This window comes from Clostridium sp. AM43-3BH (assembly GCF_003479985.1).
Classification (GTDB): domain Bacteria; phylum Bacillota; class Clostridia; order Lachnospirales; family Lachnospiraceae; genus Otoolea; species Otoolea fessa.
In genome coordinates, this window is record NZ_QUIH01000003.1 from 164,841 (window position 1) to 182,930 (window position 18,090).

The 18,090-nt window shown below is 50.7% G+C and carries 15 protein-coding genes and 1 pseudogene; 13 read left to right on the forward strand and 3 right to left on the reverse strand.

Annotated features, from left to right (window positions below; all coding sequences use genetic code 11):
* The first annotated feature begins 180 nt into the window (after positions 1-180).
* The 7 genes from DW931_RS06450 (at position 181) to DW931_RS06480 (ending at position 10,372) form a co-directional block, all read left to right on the forward strand.
* Positions 181-1,365, forward strand: coding sequence for an exonuclease SbcCD subunit D (locus DW931_RS06450; protein ID WP_118481798.1), 1,185 nt, complete (start codon positions 181-183; stop codon positions 1,363-1,365).
* Positions 1,362-4,163, forward strand: coding sequence for an SMC family ATPase (locus DW931_RS06455; RefSeq protein WP_118481797.1), 2,802 nt, complete (start codon positions 1,362-1,364; stop codon positions 4,161-4,163). The genes DW931_RS06450 and DW931_RS06455 overlap by 4 nt, the downstream gene beginning before the upstream one ends.
* Positions 4,164-4,213: 50 nt before the next feature.
* Positions 4,214-5,071 (forward strand): glycerophosphodiester phosphodiesterase family protein, encoded by an 858-nt coding sequence (locus DW931_RS06460; protein WP_118467990.1) that lies wholly within the window; start codon positions 4,214-4,216, stop codon positions 5,069-5,071.
* A gap of 110 nt (positions 5,072-5,181) precedes the next feature.
* Positions 5,182-6,756 carry an ABC transporter substrate-binding protein gene (locus tag DW931_RS06465; RefSeq protein WP_117796409.1) on the forward strand — a complete coding sequence of 525 codons (1,575 nt, stop codon included), beginning with the start codon at positions 5,182-5,184 and terminating at the stop codon, positions 6,754-6,756.
* A gap of 137 nt (positions 6,757-6,893) precedes the next feature.
* Complete coding sequence (locus DW931_RS06470; protein ID WP_022359791.1) at positions 6,894-7,844, forward strand: ABC transporter permease; 951 nt, start codon at positions 6,894-6,896, stop codon at positions 7,842-7,844.
* Positions 7,845-7,855: 11 nt separating this feature from the next.
* Positions 7,856-8,653 (forward strand): ABC transporter permease, encoded by a 798-nt coding sequence (locus DW931_RS06475; RefSeq protein WP_107000170.1) that lies wholly within the window; start codon positions 7,856-7,858, stop codon positions 8,651-8,653.
* Positions 8,654-8,665: 12 nt separating this feature from the next.
* Complete coding sequence (locus tag DW931_RS06480) at positions 8,666-10,372, forward strand: ABC transporter ATP-binding protein (RefSeq protein ID WP_118481796.1); 1,707 nt, start codon at positions 8,666-8,668, stop codon at positions 10,370-10,372.
* A gap of 96 nt (positions 10,373-10,468) precedes the next feature.
* On the opposite strand, the gene DW931_RS06485 is transcribed toward DW931_RS06480, so the two are convergent.
* On the reverse strand, positions 10,469-11,173 hold the full coding sequence (locus tag DW931_RS06485; RefSeq protein ID WP_107000168.1) for a hypothetical protein: 705 nt from the start codon (positions 11,171-11,173) through the stop codon (positions 10,469-10,471).
* Between the two features lie 286 nt (positions 11,174-11,459).
* Here DW931_RS06485 and DW931_RS06490 point away from each other — a divergent pair, with 286 nt between their 5' ends.
* Both DW931_RS06490 and hslO read left to right on the forward strand, forming a co-directional pair.
* Positions 11,460-12,215, forward strand: coding sequence for a class I SAM-dependent methyltransferase (locus tag DW931_RS06490; protein ID WP_118481793.1), 756 nt, complete (start codon positions 11,460-11,462; stop codon positions 12,213-12,215).
* A gap of 3 nt (positions 12,216-12,218) precedes the next feature.
* Positions 12,219-13,136, forward strand: a complete 918-nt coding sequence (hslO, locus tag DW931_RS06495) for an Hsp33 family molecular chaperone HslO (RefSeq protein ID WP_022359796.1) — start codon at positions 12,219-12,221, stop codon at positions 13,134-13,136.
* Between the two features lie 234 nt (positions 13,137-13,370).
* Here the strand turns inward: hslO and DW931_RS06500 are convergent, their stop codons facing one another.
* Positions 13,371-13,571: a cold shock domain-containing protein gene (locus DW931_RS06500; protein ID WP_022359797.1), complete on the reverse strand. Its 201-nt coding sequence runs from the start codon at positions 13,569-13,571 to the stop codon at positions 13,371-13,373.
* A 289-nt stretch (positions 13,572-13,860) separates the two neighbouring features.
* On the opposite strand from DW931_RS06500, the gene DW931_RS06505 reads away from it, so the two are divergent.
* Positions 13,861-14,481 (forward strand): DUF5662 family protein, encoded by a 621-nt coding sequence (locus tag DW931_RS06505; protein WP_242995775.1) that lies wholly within the window; start codon positions 13,861-13,863, stop codon positions 14,479-14,481.
* Between the two features lies 1 nt (position 14,482).
* Here DW931_RS06505 and DW931_RS06510 read toward each other — a convergent pair whose 3' ends face one another.
* The gene (locus DW931_RS06510; RefSeq protein ID WP_118481792.1) at positions 14,483-15,592 is read right to left on the reverse strand and encodes a ribonuclease H-like domain-containing protein; all 1,110 of its coding nucleotides are present in this window, start codon (positions 15,590-15,592) and stop codon (positions 14,483-14,485) included.
* Positions 15,593-15,919: 327 nt separating this feature from the next.
* On the opposite strand from DW931_RS06510, the pseudogene tnpA reads away from it, so the two are divergent.
* The 3 genes and pseudogenes from tnpA to DW931_RS06525 all read left to right on the forward strand — a co-directional run bounded on the left by tnpA (position 15,920) and on the right by DW931_RS06525 (position 17,888).
* Positions 15,920-16,348: pseudogene (tnpA, locus tag DW931_RS06515) on the forward strand (IS200/IS605 family transposase).
* Entirely contained in the window at positions 16,311-17,429 is a 1,119-nt protein-coding gene (locus DW931_RS06520; protein ID WP_118481791.1) for an RNA-guided endonuclease TnpB family protein, read from the forward strand. Before tnpA ends, DW931_RS06520 begins: the two are co-directional and overlap by 38 nt.
* A 339-nt stretch (positions 17,430-17,768) precedes the next feature.
* Entirely contained in the window at positions 17,769-17,888 is a 120-nt protein-coding gene (locus DW931_RS06525; RefSeq protein WP_117796415.1) for a hypothetical protein, read from the forward strand.
* The last annotated feature ends 202 nt before the right edge of the window (positions 17,889-18,090 follow it).

Genomic DNA, 18,090 nt, shown 5'->3' on the forward strand with positions numbered 1-18,090 from the left:
AGAACAAAACAGAAAAAGGTAACGGTTCACAGTAACCAAAAAAGGCGCTGGCACGGGAAGTGGTTCGATGTGTCGGCGCTTTTTGCCATATATGTCCGGAAAATGCCTATATGTTTAAGCGGAAAAAATTGGAAATCAAAAAAACAGTGGCTCAAAGAAAGAAAAAGGAGGTGTGCCTGCGTGAAACTATTTCATCTTTCTGATCTGCATATCGGGAAAATGTTAAATGGCTATAGCCTGCGCGAGAGCCAGAAGAAAGCGTTTTTGCAGATACTTAAATATGCGGAGGAAGAGAAGCCGGATGCGATTCTGATATGCGGGGATATTTATGATAAATCGGTCCCGGCGGGGGAAGCGTATACGCTTTTTGACTGGTTTCTGACCGAGCTATCCGGGCGCTGTCCGGGGACGGAGATCCTGATCATTGCGGGAAATCACGATTCACCGGAGCGGCTGGCGTATGGCGCATCGTTTCTGGCACGCCATCGGATCCATATCGCGGCGCTGCCGCCGGCAGATCGGACGGAGTATTTAAAGCAGGTCACACTTACAGATGAGTGGGGACCGGTTCATTTTTATCTGGTACCGTTTATCCGTCCGGGTCATGTGCGCCATTTGTTTGACACCAATGGTTATACCGATGCATTCCAGAAACTCCTGGCGCGGGAGACGATCCGGAAGCAGGAGCGCAATGTGGTTCTGGCGCACCAGTTTTTTGTCTGGAACGGTCAGAATCCGGAGACCTGCGATTCGGAGACGGCGGTGCTGACCTCCGGAGGATTGGATGCGATCGATGCGTCGGTGCTGGAACCGTTTGAATATGCGGCGTTAGGGCATATCCACGGGGCACAGAAGGTAGGGCAGGAGCGGTTTCGCTATTGTGGGACGCCGTACAAATATTCGATCAGTGAAGAGCACCATCAGAAGGCAATCACGGTGGTGGAACTGGGAGAAAAAGGAAGTGAGCCGCAGCTCCGCCGTCTGCCGATTCTCTGCCATCCCGATGTAAAGCGCGTGCGGGGGACACTGGAAGAACTCAAGCTGCTTTCAGATACGATGGAAAAGATGCCGGATGGAAGCGGACGCGCGGACGCATATGTGAGCGTGGTCCTGACGGACGAAAAAGAAATGTACGATTTCCGGGAACGCCTGGAGGAGTTATTTGCGCATATTTTGGAGATCCGGGTGGACAATGAGAGGACGCGGAAACGACTGGAGGAAGAACCGGAGGAAACAGGGGCGGTGACGCCGTTTCAGGCATTTGCCTCTTTTTATGAGGCGGTGCGCCACTGCCCGATGACGGAGGAACAGGAGACGATTCTGGCGCGCATGGTGGAAGAGGCAGAGGAGGAGGAACGCGTATGAAACCGAAGCTGCTTACAATGTCGGCGTTTGGCTCTTATGGGGGCGTGACGCAGATTGATTTCGAACGGGCGGGGACGGGATTGTTCCTGATCACGGGCGATACGGGGGCAGGCAAAACGACGATCTTTGACGCGATCTCGTTTGCGCTCTACGGGGCGGCGAGCGGCGCCGGGAGAGAAGGCGCGATGCTTCGCAGCCAGTATGCACCGGAGGACGCGGAGACCTGGGTGGAACTGACGTTTGAGGATAAGGGGCAGGATTATACGATCCGCCGCAGTCCGGCATACACGCGCCTCAGTAAGCGGAAAAATAAGGACGGCGCATACACGGCGACGAGTGTGGCGCCGAAAGCGTCTCTGCTTTTGCCGGATGGAAGTGAGATGTCCGGCCGGATCCGTGAGATCGATGAGAAGATCCGGGCGATCGTGGGCGTGGACCGCGATCAGTTTTCGCAGATCACGATGATCGCGCAGGGCGAATATATCCGTCTGCTCCATGCATCCTCCAAAGAAAGAAAAGAGATATTTTCGCGCATTTTCCATACCGGGATCTACGGTAGAATCCAGCAGAAGCTGCGGGAGGCAGATCGGACGCTGTATGGAAGGCTGGAGGATAACAAGACCCGGTGCGAGGAAGTCATCCGGCAGGTGACGGTTCCCAGGACGGAGGAGGCGGCAGCTTTGGAGTGGGAAGAAAGATGGCAGTCTTTGAAAGAGCGGTACCGGACAAATGGAGCGGAACTGCTTGTATTTCTGCATCAGTTGTCGGAGGGAAGCCGGAGGCTCGAGGAAGAGACGGGGAGACTGGAAGAGAATGCAATCCAGAAGCTTGCCGCCGGACAGAACCATCTGGAGCTTGTGAAAAAGGAAAAACGGGTACTGGAAGAAAAGAGCCGTTTGGAAGCATTTGGACGGGAGATGGAGGCTAGGCGCCGGGAAGCTGCCGCAGCCTATGAGAGCCGGAAACCGGAGCTGGAGGATCAGATCCGGCGGATGCAGGATGCGCTTCCGCTCTATGCGGAGCAGGAGAAAAAACGGCAGGCATATGAAACTTTGGAACATCAGCGGACGGCTCTGACCCAAAACCTGAAAAAAATGCAGAATCAGCTGGAAACGTGCCGTACACAGGAAGAAATACTTCGAAACCAGGAGCGGGAGGCGGTAGAGGCGCGCGCTGCCCTGGCAGAATGCCGGGGACGGCGGGAGCAGATGGAACGGCGCCAGGCGGTTTTGCAGGAGTTAGGGAAATGCTGTGAAGCGGAGCGGACATGGAGAAAGTCACTGGAAAAACGCCAGGAAAAATTTCAGGCAGCCGCGCGGGCGTACCAGCAGTCAGATCAGTTGTATCAGGACGCGTCCTGCCGCTTTCTGGCGATGCAGGCGGGACTTCTGGCGGCAGAGCTGCAGGAAGGAAAACCGTGCCCGGTCTGCGGCTCGCTGGAACACCCGACTCCCTGCCGTCTGGAGACAGAGCCGATCCGGGAGGAACAGGTGGAAGCGCTGCGTGCCGGGCGGGATGATGCCGATCAGAAGCAGAGGACAGCCGCTGAGGCGTGCCAGGAGGCGCAGATCTCGCTGGAACATGAGAGCAGACGACGGATAGAGATCCAGGGAAAACTGTACGGCCAAAATCAGGACAGCCCGGCAGCCCAGCCGGATGCGGATGCTCTGGAGAAGGAGCTCCGGCAGATGGCACAGGAAATCCGGCGATGCAGGCAGGCGGAAATCACTTATACTGACCGGATTGCCATGGAAGAAACGATCCGGCAGAAACGGGAGGCGAACGGAGTCGGACAGAAGAAGCTGGAAGCTGCGCTGGAGCTTAAAAGAAGTGAGGTGCAGCAGGCGGCGATCGAGAGCCAGATGAGACGTAATGAGCTGGAGGAACTCTCGAAGCGGCTGGAGTGGAAAGACAGCCGGACACTCCGGGTGGAGCTTGAGAAGCGCAGCCGGGAGCTGGAAACACTTGCAGAGGCGGTGACAGCGGCTGATAAGAAAGCACAGGAGTGCCGGGAAAAATGCCGGGAGCTGGAGGGAAGCTTATCTTCGCTCCGGGAACATATGGAAGCAGATTCGGAAACAGATCCGGAAGAAAAAATCCAGCAGGCGATCCGGCATTGGGAAGAGGAAAAAACGCGCTGGTCGCGGCTTCACCGGGAACATATGTCGGTGCGGACGCGCAACGAGGATGCATATGCGGCACTTCGGGTGTATCTGCAGGAACGGGATCAGCTTGACCGGGAAAAACAGCAGATCAGCGAGCTTTACCAGACGGCGGACGGAAAACTGAGCGGTGCGGCGCGGATCGATTTCCAGACGTATGTACAGCGCCAGTATTTCCGCCAGATGATACAGGCAGCTAACCGCCGCCTGCGCCGGATGACGAAAGGAACCTTTGAACTTCAATGCCGCGGTCTGGCTGATCTGGGAAAACAGGGAGAAGTGGGACTTGACCTGGATGTCTACAGCTTTGTGACTGACCGGGTCCGGGACGTCAAAACGCTGTCCGGTGGAGAATCCTTTCTGGCGGCGCTTGCGATGGCGCTCGGCATGGCGGATGTCATCCAGAATGCGGCAGGCAGCGTGAAGGTGGATGCGATGTTCATTGATGAGGGATTTGGTTCCCTGGATGAGGAATCACGAACGCGGGCGGTTCAGGTGCTGCAGGAGCTGTCCGGAGGAAGACGCCTGATCGGCATCATTTCCCACGTGACGGAGCTGAAAGAGGAGATGGGACACAAGCTGGTGGTAAAAAAGGGAAATGGTGGAAGCCAGGTGCATTGGGAGATAGAAGATTAGTAGGACGGCGCAGAGCCGTTGTGTGACGAAAGAAAAGAGGCTATTTACATATGACAATCGTAATTCCAGGGATGGTGACGATATCGCTCTTATCTCTGTTTTACTGCAGTATGCTGCCGGAGACGGGGCGGAAGGCGAGAATGCAGGCATTTGAGCGGCAATACATCGCCCACCGGGGATTTCATGACAACCGGGGTGAATGTCCGGAAAATTCGCTCCCGGCGTTTGAGCGCGCGATCCAGATGGGATATGGGATCGAGCTGGATGTACAGCTGACAAAAGACGGGGTTCCGGTCGTATTTCACGACTGGGATCTGAAGCGGGCGGCGGGCGTTGACCGGAAGATACGCGACTGTACCTTTGAAGAGCTGCAAAGTTATCGTTTGTTTGGTTCATCCCAGACGATACCAGCCTTTGAGACAGTGCTTGAGCTGGCGGATGGACGCACACCGCTTATCATCGAGCTGAAAGCGGAGATTGTCCACCGGGAGCTGTGCGAGAAATGCGCGGTGCTTTTAGACCGTTATCCGGGTGAGTACTGCATCGAATCGTTCAGTCCGCTGGCACTCGGCTGGTTTAAGCGCCATCGTCCAAATGTTTTGCGCGGACAGCTTGCGACCAATCACCGCGGCGAGGGATTGAAAACGCCGGTCATTGTGCGGGAGATGCTTACATACTGTATGCTGAACGGATTTTGCAGACCGGATTTCATTGCGTACAACTGCCAGTTCAGCAACACGCTTCCGGTGGAAATGCTGCGCTATTTCTACAAATGTAAGATGGCGGCGTGGACGATTAAAAACCAGGGCGAATTAAACCGGCACCGGAAACAGTTTGATGTTTTTATTTTTGACAGTTTCGAGCCGGATCAATTCGTAAATTTCAACAAAAAACATCCTAAAAGATAGTGAGAAAGTCCTAAATTATGCTGGAAAAGTTGATTTTCTATGAAAATCTGCTATAATGGCTAGGACAATTTAATAATGAGAGATTATTACGAATTCGAGAGGACAAAGATATGAAAAAGAAACAGCTTCTTTCAGGCGTAATGGCACTTTTGTTATCTGCTTCACTCTGTGCATGCGGAGGCAGCAAGACAGCAGAAGGTACCTCAGAAGCAGCTGGCGAGTCCAGCGAAGCAGAAACCAGTAATACTCTTTCAGAAGGAACACCAGTACCAGGTGGCAGCGTTGTGTATGGCATGACGCAGGATCTGGCTAGTCTTGACCCCCATGTAGATACGGACGCAGGAACTAGAGACGTGGTTTTCAATTTGTACGAAGGGCTTGTAAAGCCTACTTCCGATGGCGGATTTATTCCGGCTGTTGCCAGCGATTACACCATTTCCGATGATGCAAAGACTTATACTTTCACATTGAGAGATGGCATCACATTCCATGACGGCACACCGGTTACCATCGAAGATGTCAAATATTCCATCGATCGTTATGCGGAGATTCAGGGCGAATCCTCCGCTTTTTCTTCGCTTGTAGATAGTGTAGAGGTGCAGGATGATAAGACACTGGTTGTAAACCTGAAAGAAAGTTATTCAGAGTTTCTTCCGATGATGACGATTGCCATCATTCCGCAGTCCAACGAGGACCCGGCAGGCAATCCGATCGGTACCGGCCCATTCAAATATGTTTCCTACACACCGGGACAGAACCTGGAGCTGGAAAAATATGATGGCTACTGGCAGGAGGGCGTTCCGAGCCTGGACAGCGTGGAATTTAAATTTATTGCCGATGTGGACACCGCATTTGTAGAGCTGCAGGCAGGCACCATCGACATTCTGAAATATTTAACCGCCGCACAGGCGGAGACGCTGGGCGATGAAGATTACAACATCGTACAGGGAAGCATGAACCTCGTCCATGCGATGTACTTAAACAGCGCTTACGAGCCGCTTTCCAAGACAGAGGTGCGTCAGGCACTCTGCTATGCGGTAGACCGCGATGCGATCAACAACTTTATTTTCGGCGGAAAGAGCCATATCATCGGCTCCCATATGATTCCGGCAATGTCGAAATACTATGAGCCGGAAGCAGAGACCGTATACAGCTACGATCCGGAGAAGGCAAAAGAGCTTCTGGCAGATGCCGGATACGCAGATGGCTTTGATCTGGAAATCACCGTTCCGAGCTCATACAGCCAGCACGTAGACAGCGCGCAGATCATCGCGGATGAGCTGTCCCAGGTCGGCATCAACGTGACCTTAAATCAGGTTGAGTGGAGCACCTGGCTGCAGGATGTATACAAGGGAGGCAACTTCCAGGCGACCGTCATCGGTTTTGACGGAACGCTGGCACCGAGCGACTGGCTCAAGAAATATGTGACAGACGATGCGAAGAACTTCATGCATTACTCCAACACTGAGTACGACGATGTATTTAATACAGCATACACAACCGTTGATGACGATGTAAAAGTAGAAAACTACAAGAAGGCGCAGATGATCCTGGCAGAGGATGCGGCAGCCGTTTACATCGAAGATCCGGCGAATCTCGTAGCAGTCAGCAAGAAGTTTGGCGGCTACACCTTCTACCCGACGGCAGCAGAGGATATGTCCCTGTTATATCAGGTAGAGCAGTAAAATATACAGTTACAATCCAGCAAATTCCTGTTGCTACCACGTTTTCTTACGGCACTTTCGGTTCCAAAAGTGCCTGCCCGTGAACAGTAACCAGGAAATAACAACAGAATAAGAAGCGGTAAACGCAGGAGGGAATTATGAAATTCTTTATAAAAAAACTGATAACTCTCATTATCACATTGTTGGTCATATCCTTCCTGACGTTTACCGCTTTTTCTGTGATTCCGGGCGATGCGGCACTTTCCAGGCTGGGAAAGGACGCGACGGAAGAGCAGTTAGAGCGGGCGCGGGATGAGATGGGATTAAATGATCCACTTCTGGAGCGGTATGGAAGATGGGTGACCGATGCGATGCAGGGGGATTTCGGGGAGTCCTACCGGTATGAGGGAACCTCAGTCCGCTCCCTTCTGGCACAGCGGCTTCCGGTCACGGTGCTTCTGGCAGTCATTTCCCTGCTCATCATCACGGTGATTTCAGTTCCGCTCGGAATCCTGAGTGCCCGGTTTGCCGGGAAATGGGTCGATACGCTGACGAACTGCCTGACGCAGATTCTGATGGCGGTGCCGTCATTCTTTCTCGGCATGATCCTGACCTACGTGTTTGGACTGATTCTTCATATGTTCCAGCCGGGTAAATTTATCGAACCGTCGGAAAATTTCGGAAAGTCTGCACAGTACCTTTTATTTCCGGCGCTCGCGGTGGCGCTGCCGAAGATTGCGATGGTGGTGAAATTCCTGCGAAGCTCGATTCTGACCGAGATGAACCGGGAATACGTGCGGACTGCCTACAGCCGCGGCAATACGGAAACGGCGGTATTGTACGGGCATGTGCTGAAAAATGCGATGATTCCGGTTGTGACGTTCTTTGCGATGGTAATCGCGGAGATCCTTGCCGGCAGCATCGTGGCAGAGCAGGTGTTCAGCGTGCCGGGAATCGGAAGACTTCTGATCAGCTCGATCTCCAACCGCGATTATCCGGTTGTGCAGGCGATCGTGCTGTACATCACATCGGTGGTCGTACTTATCAATTTTGCGGTTGATATGATTTATCAGGTTCTGGATCCGAGAGTCCGGACGGCGGAAGAATAGAGGGAAGACGAATGAAACGAAAGAATTATAATCTGATGATAGGGGGCGCGATCACGCTGTTCTTTCTGGCAGTTGCCCTGATCGGACAGTTCTGGACGCCGTATGGGACGACGACGATGGACTCCATGGCAGTCAATCTGGCGCCGTGTGCAGCACACCCGCTGGGAACGGACAACTTCGGGCGCGATATTTTGAGCCGTGTGATGGCGGGAAGCGGCAGCACCTTTTTTGTGGCAGTCTGCACGGTTTTGATCGGGTGTGTGTTTGGCACGATCGTCGGTGCGCTGACCGGCTATTTCGGCGGCTTTTTCGATAACCTGATCATGCGTTTCAATGATATCCTTTTATCGTTTCCGAGCATTCTTCTGGCGCTTATCTTCATCAGCCTGACGAAGCCGGGAAGCTACAACATCATTCTGGCGCTGGGAATCCTTTTTATCCCGAGTTTTGCCCGGATCGTCCGCAGTGAGGTGATCCGGTGCCGGGAACTGGATTTTGTCAAGAGTGCGCGGATCCTTGGCGCAGGGCATATCCGGATTATTTTCGCCCATATTCTGCCGAATGCGGCGGTCAGCCTTTTGACGGCGGCGGCGATCGGATTTAACAATGCGGTGCTGGCGGAGGCGAGTATGAGTTATCTGGGACTGGGAATCCAGCCGCCGGAGCCGAGTCTCGGGAGAATGCTTTACGAAGCGCAGTCGTACCTGTTCAATGCGCCGTGGTACGCGATCGGACCGGGCGTGACGATCATCCTGATTATTCTGGGATTCAGCATGGTGAGCGAGGGGCTGCGCTCGATGCAGCAGTAAGGAGGCGAAAAGATGGAACCATTGGTTGAGATAAAAAATCTGTCGATCCGTTTTCCAGAAGGAAATTCGACCTTTGAGGCAGTCAAGGGCATCAGCTTTTCGATCGGAAAAGGCGAGATCGTCGGAGTAGTCGGCGAGTCAGGGTCAGGAAAATCCATGAGTGCGCTTGCACTGATGGGGCTGCTTCCGAAGGACGCCGAGATTGCCTCCGGATCGCTCTGTTTTCAGGGAGAAGATCTGGTGACCATGAAACCGGAAAAGCGGAGACAGCTATGCGGCAGCAAAATGGCGATGGTCTTTCAGGAGCCGATGACCTCCTTAAATCCGGTATTGAAAATCGAACGGCAGGTCGGGGAAAGCCTGCGGATCCATACGAAACTCGGAAATGCTGAGATCCATGAACGGGTCGTGCAGGCACTCTCAGAAGTCGGTCTGCCGGACCCGGAGGGGCTGTGCGGTAAATACCCGCATGAACTTTCCGGCGGCATGCGCCAGCGTGTGATGATCGCGCAGGCGATGATCAATTCTCCGAGTCTTCTGATTGCGGATGAGCCGACGACAGCGTTAGACTGTGTCGTTCAGGCACAGATCCTGGAGCTTCTGCGGAATATCCACCGGACCAAGGGAACGTCGATTCTCTTTATTTCCCATGATCTGAATGTTGTGCGTGCGCTCTGCAGCCGTGTGATCGTGGTTTATAAGGGCGAGATCGTGGAAGAAGGGCAGACGGAAGACGTCCTTCTGCATCCGAAGCATGAATATACGCGCCATCTGGTGGCGTCGATTCCGGAGGGAGAAAAAGGGGAAAGCTCCGGCGGGGAGATCCTGCGCCTGACGGATTTGAACGTATTTTACGATGTGCGTGGCGGTCTGTTCCGCAAAAAAGGAAAAAAACACGTAATTCACGATCTGAACCTGTCGGCAAGAGAGGGAGAGATTGTGGGGATCGTGGGCGAGAGCGGCTGCGGCAAATCGACGCTCAGCAAGACGATCCTGGGACTTCACGACAATTATACGGGTGAGGTGAAGGTGCGTGACGGCGTCCGTCCGCAGATGGTATTTCAGGATCCGGCGGGATCGCTCAACCCGGCGCGGACGATCGGATGGATTCTGGAAGAACCGCTGCGCCTGCGCGGCATCAGGGACCGCGCAGAGCGCAGGCAGCTAGTGAAAGAAATGCTTGAAAATGTCGGACTGGACGAGTCCTTTGCGGCGCGCCATCCGAGAGAGCTTTCTGGCGGTCAGAAACAGCGCATCAGCATCGGCGTGGCCCTCCTCATGGATCCGCGCCTGGTGATCGCGGATGAGCCTGTTTCGGCGCTTGATGTGACGGTCCAGTCCCAGATTTTGAACCTGCTTTTGAAGCTGCACGCCGAAAAGCAGATGACCATCCTCTTTATTTCCCACGATCTGAACGTCGTGCGCGGGCTCTGCAGCCGTGTCATGGTCATTTACAAGGGTGTGATTGTGGAAGAAGGTCTGGCAGAAGAGATCTATGAGCATCCGGCGCACCCGTACACGAAACTTCTGCTGGAAGCGGCGATCGGCGGGGATACAATGGAACTGGATGCGGAGGCAGGAAAGCAGAGTGCGGAGAAGTGTATCTTTTATGAGCGCTGTCCGAAGAGAAGAGAGGCGTGTGCCCATGTGCCGCTGTCACCGGAGGCAGTACAACTTTCAAGGACACACTGGGCGCGGTGTATTCAGATAGAAGCATAATCTGATAAGCTGAAATAGAGAAAAACGAAATAGCAGCCGAAAAAAGACAGACGGTTCGGCCTATGCCAGGGAAAGCGGCATGGCTCGAATCGTCTGTCAATGTTTTTTCCTGCGGTGGGAAATCAAAGTGCGCGGCTGCTCACTGGAAGAATCCTGCTGCCCCTGCTGTGCCTCACCGGAAAGCTGCAGCGGCTCTCGGCGGTGCCGGAGTGAATGGTAAAAAAGCCAGATCAGATCCACCAGGGCGATCAGAAACGCACATCCGGCTAATAGATGAAATACCTCATGCGTCAGAGCGGGATACGGCAGAGCGGATATGATATAAGGAGAAGTCATGTTCCGCAGGGAGCTCACCGTCCAGGAGAGACTGTCCGCCATCGTCTGGAGAAGCGATTCATAGGTATCCTCGTTCAGGCGGATCAAACGCCCGTTTAATGAAAGTGCTTTGCGTTCGGGCGGCTCTGGATAGCCGGAAGACGGATCGAGCAGATAGAAATGGCAGGTTCCATTTTCCAGAGAGTAATAATAATATCCGGTCTCTTTCTTTCCATCGTAGGCAGCGCACCCTGTATAATATAAGGAAGGAGCGTTCACCGAGACATAGGGCTGAGCCGGGTTATAAAAATCTTCAAACTTGCACTGGCTGTTTATCGGCCGCGGGGAGTGTGAATTTTCCCCGGCATTCTGCCACAGGAGCAGGATGGACGCGATCAGCACCAGCGCCGGAAGCCACATCTGCCGGCGGTAAAAACGGCGGCTTTTGATGGGGGAATGTTTTTGTTTTTCAGTCAAATTTTTCATACGCTCTAGTATAGTCAGTTCTGCGTGGAACGTCAAGAGTTAGTGTATACGACAAAACCCTGCTGCCACCACGTTTTCTTACGGCACTTTCGGTTCCAAAAGTGCCTACCTGTGAACAATTACTCCATTCCTGGTCATCTGCGCGTGCTTTTTCAATTATTCTTGCAAACAGGGCGAAAAATTGCTATGATGGGAGTGCTGGCATCGGAAGGAGATTGTGCAGTAGGGGAAAGCTTTCGGTGCATGGCAGTCATTTTTGCATCGGCAATATAGAAGGAGAGGCTAAATGGACGCTTACACGAGTTTTGCGGAAGTATATGATATGTTTATGGATAATATTCCCTATGAGGACTGGTGCGGGTACCTGACTTCTCTTTTAAAGGAATATGGGATCAATGATGGTCTGGTGCTGGATCTGGGATGCGGAACCGGCACGCTGACGGAGCTTCTGGCAAAGGAAGGCTATGATATGATCGGCGTGGATGTCTCGGAGGATATGCTGCAGGAAGCAATCGAAAAACGGGCAGAATCCGGGCTGCCAATTTTGTATTTATTGCAGGATATGCGCGAATTTGAATTGTACGGGACGGTCCGGGCGGTCGTGAGTATCTGCGATTCGCTGAATTATATTCTGGATTATGACGATCTGGCGCACGTATTTTCGCTGGTCAACAATTATCTGGATCCGAAGGGAATGTTCATTTTCGACCTGAACACGGAGGCAAAGTTTCAGGCAATGGGAAGTGAGACGATCGCGGAGGTGCGCGACGAGGGGAGCTTCATCTGGGAAAATGAGTATGATGAAGAGGAGAAAATTAACTCCTACGATCTGACGCTCTTTATCCGCGAGGAGGATGACTTATACCGCCGCTATCAGGAGACGCATTTTGAGCGCGCGTGGTCGTTGGATGAGATAAAAAAGGCGCTCGCAGAAGCGGGCATGGAATTTGTGGCGGCGTATGACGCATTTACGAAGAACGCGCCGCGAAAAGAGAGCGACCGAATCTATGTGGTTGCGAGAGAACATGGAAAAGAGGTATAAATGATGGAAAAGATAAAAGCAGGTGAAATAACGGGACAGACCGGAGATTATATGCTCCGTGCGACGGCGGCGAATGGTCAGATCCGCGCATTTGCGGCGACTTCCCGCGATCTGGTGGAGAAAGCCAGACAGGCGCACAATACCAGCCCGGTGGCGACCGCAGCGCTGGGACGCCTGATGACGGCAGGGGTCATGATGGGATCGATGATGAAAGCGGACAGTGATCTTTTAACCATCCGGGTCGAGGGCGATGGTCCGATCGGCGGTCTGACGGTGACAGCTGATAAGAACGGCAATGTCAAGGGCTACGCGTTCCACCCGGAGGTAATGCTGCCGCCGAATGCGAAGGGCAAGCTGGATGTGGGCGGTGCGCTGGGAGTCGGCGTCTTGAGCGTAATCCAGGATATCGGTTTGAAAGAGCCGTATGTGGGACAGACGATCCTGGTAACGGGTGAGATTGCGGAAGATCTGACTTATTACTATGCGACCTCCGAGCAGACTCCGTCCTCCGTGGCACTGGGCGTTCTGATGAATAAAGAAAATACGGTGCGCCAGGCAGGCGGATTTATCATCCAGCTTCTTCCGGGAGCAGAGGAGGCGACGATCGCGGCACTTGAAAAGACGATCGGTGAGCTGGAGCCGGTGACGACGATGTTAAATAAGGGAATGACCCCGGAGGACATTCTGGAGCTGATTTTAGGACAATTTGGTCTGGAGATTCTGGATAAGATGCCGATTCAGTTTACCTGCAACTGCACCAAGAGCCGTGTAGAAAAGGCGCTGATCAGCATCGGCGGCAAGGAGCTGCAGGAGATGATCGACGAGGGCAAGAGCATCGAAGTCAACTGCCAGTTCTGCAACAAGCACTATGAATTTAGTGTGGATGAGCTGAAAAAATTGTACGAGAAAGCTAAGAAGTAAAAAGAAATGAGATAATAGATATGGCTGCTGTGCGGAAAAAGGATATTTGGATATGTTCCGCATGGCAGGACAGAAAAAAAGGTCACTGTTCACACATGTGTGAGCAGTGACGAAAAAAGGGATACTGCCGAAGCGGTATCCCTTTTTATAATCACTTTACTTAGATCAATATAACGTATTCGCAAAATATATATCAAACATATTTGGAAAACAGGTACACTGGAAAGTTGATGATTAAAGCTTGGTTACGTTAGTAGCCTGCGGTCCCTTAGCACCGTTAACAACTTCGAACTCTACCTGAGCGCCTTCCTCAAGAGACTTGAAGCCTTCCATGTTCAGTCCGGAGTAGTGAACGAATACATCGTTGCCCTGCTCGTCGCAGATAAATCCGTAACCTTTCTGGTTGTTGAACCACTTTACAGTACCTCTGTTCATATGATACCTCCAAAAAAATATAAAAAATAGTGATGGCCGCATGGATTTACGACCTGTTCCAAGAATAGCATAGTTTCATATTGATGTCAAACGTTTTCGCATAAAATTTCTGGAAATTCAGACATTTAAAAATAGTTAAATTTTTGTGGAAAATAAGGGCATTTGTTACTGTACACACATGTGTCCCAGTAACGGGTATTTTCCAGAAAGCCGCGAAAGAAAGTGGGGTTGTCAAACCAGAATACGGGGGGTAAAATAGGAGGAAAGAAAAGGGGAAAGAGGTAGGAAAATGAATTATATTTACAATGCGTATCATCATTTTTTGACGATCACGAAACATAAATGCGAGGTCATGAAAAACTGCTTTGCGGTAGGGCTGTACCGCCAGGGACTTCTGCACGACCTCTCCAAGTATTCCTGGGAGGAATTTGCGACCGGCGTTAAATATTATCAGGGAAACCGCAGCCCAAATGCGGCGGAAAAAGAAGAAAAGGGCTATTCGGCGGCATGGCTGCACCACAAGGGACGCAACAAACATCATTTCGAATACTGGATCGATTTTGCACCGGACAAGTCCTGGGGGCTTGTCGGCAATAAAATGCCCCTTCGCTACCTGATCGAGATGGTAATGGACCGGATTGCCGCGTCGAAGGTTTATAAGGGAAAAGATTACACGGATGCGTGTGCGTGGGAATACTTTGAAAGAGGCAGAGATTTTGTCGTGATGCACCCGAGGACGAAGTACCAGCTGGAATATCTCCTCACGATGCTGAAAGACCAGGGCGAGGAGAGAACCTTTGCGTTCATCCGGGCGCTGCTTGCACGGGAGAGGGCGAAAGAACAGGCAGTCCGGAGAAAACGGATGGGACACGTGATCCGGGAGATAAGAGAGCGTGGACGGGTGCTGTAATTTATAAGGACAATTCTCTCAGATAATTATGTAAGTACAGCACTGCCGTCTCTGGATCTGTGAAAAGCTGTTCTGAATACGGCACAAACAGCTGCTTACTCTTATAGTTTGCTTTCAGGCATTCATGCCACATCGGAGTGCCATCTGCAAGAAGCGGCTGCGGCACAAACAGCCCGGCTGTGCGGGTGTAGCACGTTTTGGCGGTTGCCTTCTTGCGGGCGGAGCGATCCACATACTGACCGACACTTTTGTGGATGGCGCAGTCCTCGTAGATCATATAGTAATAATTCTCATAATCGCTGTAAAATCGTTTCAGTTCCCCGGAATATAATGGAAGGTCGAGCGTCAGGCGGTTTCCCTCCGCCGACAGCTCCAGCTCACCGATGGAAAACTGGAATCCGCTTGTCAGAGAGACGGGGCTTTCATAGTGAAGCAGCAGGTGCTTTTCTGAGTTTCCGTCTGCATATGGGATATCACGGCTTTCTGAACCTTTGAAAGAAAAATCGCCGGTCAGAAAGTCCGGGTAGGCGAGAATCGGCAGAATCTGCGGCATTCCCTTTAAGTCATCCTCGTTATGGAGAATCAGAAGGTGTTTCAGCAGCTCAGAGTGCGTCTGTAAATATTCACCGTAAACCTCGATGAGCTGACCGCCGTTGTACTTATCTTCGCGGGCAATGCCGAGGAACCGCTCGATGCTTTTTTGTTTCAGATTTTCAAGTCCCAGCAATTTCTTTAATGGGCGTATTTTCTTATAAATATCAAAACTTTCAACTGCTTCAAAATTCCAGTCCTTTTTATAAAAAACACAGCGTTTCGTCAGAAATGGAATGTCAAACCCGTCGCCGTTGAAATGGACGAGGATGCGCTTTGTCCGGAGAAGTGCAAAAAAAGCGTCGAGAACCTCTTCCTCCGCATCCCTCGTCTCGGCAAAATACTGGGTCAGAATCCAGGTGTTTCCGTCGTGCCAGACGCAGCCGATCAGATAGACCGAGGCGTAGTCGCCGGAAAAGCCGGTCGTCTCGATATCGAAAAAGAGCAGATCGGAGATAGCTCCTAACCGTTTGGGCGGATAAGAGGAAGTAAAGGTCAGCGGATTTTGAATGGTGATCATTTGGCAGTATCCTCCTGTGTCGGTTTATAATGTCCGCCCCAGATCCGCATTGCGTCGGGGATTGGTTTCAGACTGTAACCTATGGCGTTATTATAAATTCATCGGAAGTGAAAAGCAACCGTTTAACAACACTTTGCAAGAATTCTACCATCCTCTCTAGGTGGTGAGATGAATTGCCTTTTGGGAAAATCATGCAATATCTGGCATATTAAAACTGCACATAAATGAAAATAAACATGTGAGAACAAACGTTCTAAAAGACATAGACAAACAAGCGTTCTTGTGTTATGATATAATCAGTCGAAAGCAAAAGGAAAGGCTGATTTTATGAGAAAATTAGATAGTAATGCACACTCAGTATTTTTACTCTATTATCATTTGATTCTGGTTATAAAATACCGAAAAAAGGTACTGACGGATCCTGTTTCTGATTGGACCCGGGAGATTTTTGAATATATCGCTCCGAAGTATCATGTTACATTAGAGGAATGGAATCATGATCGGGATCATGTTCCGGGCCCATCCGAAATCGGAACTCAGCAAATTTATTAATGCGTATAAAAGCGCAAGCAGCCGATTGATAAAAAAGAGTATCCGGAGATTCGGCAGAAGCTTTGGAAAGAAATGTTCTGGAGCCAGAGTTTTTGCCTGTTAAGTGCTGGTGGTGCACCCATTGAGGTCATCCGCCAGTACATAGAAACGCAGGGAGAAAATAAGAGTGAACATCGTGTACCGTTTTCGGATTTACCCGAATAAATCTCAAAAAGAATTATTTGCAAGGACATTTGGCTGTGTGCGTTTCGTGTATAACCGGATGCTGGTAGAGAAGAAAGAATATTATGAGAAAACCGGAAAAGTATTAAAGGTTACGCCTGCAAAGTATAAGGCGGAGTTTCCGTGGCTGAAGGAGGTAGACAGCCTGGCATTGTGTAATGCACAGCTGCATCTGCAGGCTGCCTATAAGAACTTCTTTCGAGATTCTTCGGTTGGTTTTCCGAAGTTCAAGTCAAAAAAAAATCCGGTAAGAAGTTATACGACAAACTGCGTAAATGGAAATATTACTTTGCAGAATGGTAAACTGAAACTTCCGAAAGCAGGTTGGATCCGCATAAAACAGCATCGGAGTATCGATGATAGTTATATATTGAAGGGTGCCACCGTCAGCCAGGAAGCAGATGACAAGTATTATGTGTCATTACTATATGCGGCAGAAGAACCGGAATATGAAATCAGACCAGTAAAAATCGCAATCGGACTTGATTTTTCCATGAGTGAATTGTATGTAGATTCCAATGGAGCTCATGCAGACTATCCTCACTTTTTCCGAATGTCCCAGGAAAAACTTGCAAGGGAGCAGCGCAGGCTGAGTCATTGCGAAAAGGGGAGCAGCCGTTACATGAAACAGAAAAAGAAAATAGCCAGGCTCCATGCTCATATTGCACGTCAGCGGAAAGATTATCTGCACAAGGAATCCAGAAAGATAACCAATTTTTATGATCTTGTGTGCATAGAATCTTTGAACATGAAAGAAATGAGCCAGGATTCAAGGTTTGGAAAGAGTGTTCATGATAATGGATGGGGAATGTTTACGGATTTTCTTTCCTACAAATTAGAACGTGCCGGTAAGAAACTGGTTCGTATCGATAAGTGGTACCCCAGTTCAAAAATCTGCAGCTGCTGCGGAAAACTCAAAAAAGATCTAAAACTGGAAGACCGTATGTATAGCTGCACCTGCGGAAATCAGATGAACCGTGATGAGAATGCAGCTATCAATATTTGCAGGGAAGGCTTGAGGATATCGGGAGTTGAACTTGATACAGAAAGAAAAATCTCCTGATTTCCCCCAAAAACGTAGATTTTGTTCGGGACTGCGTAGATACGAAACAGTCCCGTTCATAATAACAGAACCGTGGGACGCACGGGGATAGCTCGCCTATGCTTTGCCCAATAGGGCAATCGAACGAGAAGCCCCCACTTCCAGCGTTGGCTAAGTGGAGGGAGTATGTCACAATGACAAAACAATAACACAGCCGGTATCGTGAAATATCCGTTCTGGCAGTTGAGTAAAAAGAAAAACAATTTGTAAACCTTCAGTGGTACAAGTTTGGCAATCTTTTGAAATTCCGATATACTAGAAAATGTCGGAAGTGACAGCGGGAAATGTGGTTGTACCAATATGGCAATTCGGGAATTTTTGGCGGAAAGACTGGCAGATTATGAGATCCCGCGCGAATTTGCCTTGCTAAAGGAGTTTCCAAAGACTGAAAGCGGAAAGATTCGTAAAAAAGAACTGTGAAAATTGCTTTTTCTTGTCGAAAAAAGAAAAAGATTTATTGTGCAAAATGACAAAGGTGACGTTGACAAAATTGGAAAAGAGTGGTATATTTACATACAGCAATCAAACTATTTAATGTAACGGTTGTGAACGTGACCGGAGAGCTGCTTTCTGTGGGGGAAAAGCGGCTCTCTTTTTATGTCATAGGAAACTTCGTCCTATG